The following is a 3,120-nucleotide window of genomic DNA, read 5'->3' as shown; positions in this document are numbered from 1 at the left end:
GTACCCCTCGGCGATGCGCCCACGATCGTGCAGCCCGAGCCGCGCGGCGGGCCGCGTCGAGAGGTGCACGATCATCTCCGCGAGCGACAGCACCCCCTCCTCGCGCACGTACCGGGCGAGGTACCGCGGGAACGTGCCCGCGCCGCGCGGGTGCGGCTTGGCGCCCACCAGGATCCCGTCACTGCCGCCCGTGTGCCGGGGGTGCCGCATGATCTCGCGGACGTTCTGCTCGTCGCCGACGTGCTGCAGGATGCTCGTGCCGAGCCGGTCGGCGAGCAGCAGGTCGAAGAACACGTCGACCGGCGCGTGCCCCTCGTCCAGCGCGATCCGCGCCACGGTGCGGCCCACCCGGTCGCCGAGCGCGGCGTCGCGCACGCCCGCGATCTCGATCGTGTCCCAGTCCACCGGCACGCCGTGGCAGCCGTCGCTGCCGACCACCTCGACCTCGTGCGCGATCCACGCCCGCTCCCCCGGGTCGCGCAGCCGGGCGAGCGTCTGCTCCGGGCCACCCACCGCGGCGCGGCTGGGCAACAGCGCCGACAGCGTGGTGGACCCCGGCAGGTACGGATACGAGTCGAGCGTCACGTCGACGCCGGAGGCGATCGCCCGGTCCACCAGCGCGAGCAGCTCCCCGGCACGCCCCCGGTTCTCGGGGAAGTTCATGGTCGCGTGCGTCAGGTGCAGCGCGCACCGGGCGCGCTCCGCCACCTCGACCATCTCGGCGTACGCCCCGATCGCGCCGGCCCCGTAGGACCGCTGGTGCGGCGCGTAGAAACCGCCGTGCCGCGCCACCACCTCGGCCAGCGCGACCAGCTCGTCGGTGTCGGCGAACATCCCGGGCACGTAGGTGAGCCCGGACGACATGCCGAACGCGCCCTCCCGCAGGCCCTGGTCCACCTGGGCCCGCATCTCCGTGATCTCCGCCGACGTCGCCCGCCGGTCGCCCGTGCCCACCACGTTCATCCGCACGGTGCCCTGCGGCACCAGGTAGGCGACGTTCGTCGCGGTGCCGCGCCGGTCCACCTCGGCCAGGTACTCCCCGACGGTGCGCCACGCGAGGTCGACGCCGTCCGGGATGCCGTTCCAGCCCGCGATCTGCTCGCGGACCAGCGCCATGGTCGCGTCCGTGACGGGCGCGTACGAGATCCCGTCCTGCCCCACCACCTCGGTGGTCACGCCCTGCGTGGCCTTGGCGAGGTGGGCTCCGTCCGCCAGGACGGCCAGGTCGGAGTGGGCGTGCATGTCGACGAAGCCCGGCGCCACGGCCAGCCCGTCGGCCTCGACGACTCGCGCCCCTGGCACCTCGATCCGCCCGCCGACCCCGGCGATGCGCCCGGCGCGTACGAGCACGTCACCGACGAACGGCTCGGTGCCGCTGCCGTCGACGACGAGGCCGCCGCGCAGCAGCAGGTCGCCGTCAGACGGCGTCGACACGGACCAGCTCCCGGATGCCGCGAGCCTCCAGCGCCTCTGGGTCCGCGGCGGCGGCGCTGGTCACGACGGTGACCTCCACGCCGTCCTCGCGGAGCGCGTGCCAGCGCTCGAAGACGGCCCCGCCGGGGCCGAGGGACGCCCGCGACAACGGCAGGTCGTCCGCGTCGACGTCGACCACCACGGCCACCGGCCGGCCCGAAGAAGCGGGCCGGGCCCCAGCGCGCCGCGCCTCCGCGACCACCTCGGCGAACCGCCGGCCGAGCGGCTTGACGTTGTTCTCGGTGTCGAGCAGGCCCAGCGAGTACTCGAGATCCTTGTAGTCGCCGAGGTCACGGGTCACGTCGTGCGAGCACCACCAGGTGACGGCGTACAGGTCGTCCGTGGTCAGCGCCGCCTCGATGGTGCGCGCGCAGAACTCGGGCATCTCCGCCTCGGCGAGGTTCATCGAGGGCGCCCCGACCTCCTGCAGCCAGACCTGCCGGCGAGGGTCGGTGGCGAACGCCTTGGACAGCTCGATCATCCACTCGGCGTGCCGCACCGACTGCGGCGACAGCGCGCCGTAGGTCGCGGCGGTGCCGTTGAAGATCCAGGAGTGCACCGTGGTCATGTCGCCCTGGCGGGCGGCGTGCGCCGGCACGAACGGGTGCTCGTCGCGGTACCAGAGGTGGTCGTTCTCGCTGTGCGTCACCACGTGCCGGGGGTCGCGGTCGCGCGGGGCGCCGAGCAGCGAGGTGAGCCAGTGCGTCACCTCGTCACGCTTGGCGGGCATCGCGGCCGGGTTGGGCCGCTGGAACTGGTTGAGCTCGTTGCCGAGCGTGAGCCCCAGGAAGTTCGGCTTGTCGCGGACGGCGTCGTAGACCGCCGAGACGAGAGCGGCCTGCGCGTCGATCGCCGGCCGGTCGGTGAACATGTTGCCGTCGTGCCAGTTCACGAGCCACGCCGGGACGAAGTCGAAGCCGGACATGTGGCCCTGGATCACGTCCACCGAGATGTCCAGGCCGTGCTCGGCGGCGATGTCGGCCACGAGCGCGATGTCGTCCAGCGCCCGCTGCCGGATCAGGGTGCGGTTGGGCTGCAGCACCGGCCAGAGCGGGAAGACCCGGACGTGGTCGACGCCGAGCGCCGCGATCGCCTCGAAGTCGGCGCGCACGACCGCGGGGTCGATCGCCATCCACTGGAACATCCAGTCCTTCGACGGGGTGTAGTTGACGCCGAAACGCGGGGTGGTGGTCAAGGGCCTGCCTCTCAAGTGACTCAGGATTCCCGGGCACGAGCAGCCCGGGCGGGATAACTCAGGCGTGGGCGCCGGGGGCGGCGGACGTCGACTCGCGCACCATGAGCCGGCGCCCGCCGACCGTCTGCGAGGTCACGGCCTCACCGCGCACCAGCCGCTCCAGCAGGGCGACGGCGGTGCGGGCGCTCTCCTCGACGGGCGCGTCGAGCGCGGTCAGCCGCGGGCGCACCAGGGTGGAGACCCAGGAGTCCTCCCAGGCGACCACGGAGAGCTCGCCGGGCACGCTCACCCCGAGCTCGGGGGCGTGCGCGACGATCTCGGCGGCGATCACCTCGCTGTCGACGATGATCGCCGTGACGTCGCCCACCCGGGCCAGCAGGTCGGCCACGGGGTCGGCCGCCTCGGCGTCCCAGATCGCGTAGGACGGCTCGACGCCGTGGTCGGCCGCGGCC

At 73.6% G+C, this 3,120-nt stretch carries 3 protein-coding genes; all 3 read right to left on the bottom strand.

Annotated elements, in window-relative coordinates; all coding sequences use genetic code 11:
- On the bottom strand, positions 1 to 1,434 hold a 1,434-nt coding region (locus tag PROKR_RS04550), incomplete at its 3' end, for an N-acyl-D-amino-acid deacylase family protein (protein ID WP_036959989.1).
- Positions 1,418 to 2,668: a glycoside hydrolase 5 family protein gene (locus PROKR_RS04545; RefSeq protein WP_036959988.1), complete on the bottom strand. Its 1,251-nt coding sequence runs from the start codon at positions 2,666 to 2,668 to the stop codon at positions 1,418 to 1,420. The genes PROKR_RS04550 and PROKR_RS04545, both read right to left, overlap by 17 nt.
- 58 nt (positions 2,669 to 2,726) lie before the next feature.
- A partial coding sequence (locus PROKR_RS04540) for a substrate-binding domain-containing protein (protein WP_036959987.1) occupies positions 2,727 to 3,120 on the bottom strand: 394 nt, incomplete at its 5' end.

Source organism: Promicromonospora kroppenstedtii DSM 19349 (genome assembly GCF_000515355.1).
Taxonomy (GTDB): domain Bacteria; phylum Actinomycetota; class Actinomycetes; order Actinomycetales; family Cellulomonadaceae; genus Promicromonospora; species Promicromonospora kroppenstedtii.
The sequence above is the reverse complement of the archived record's forward strand: the minus strand, read 5'-3'. Positions and strand labels throughout refer to the sequence as shown.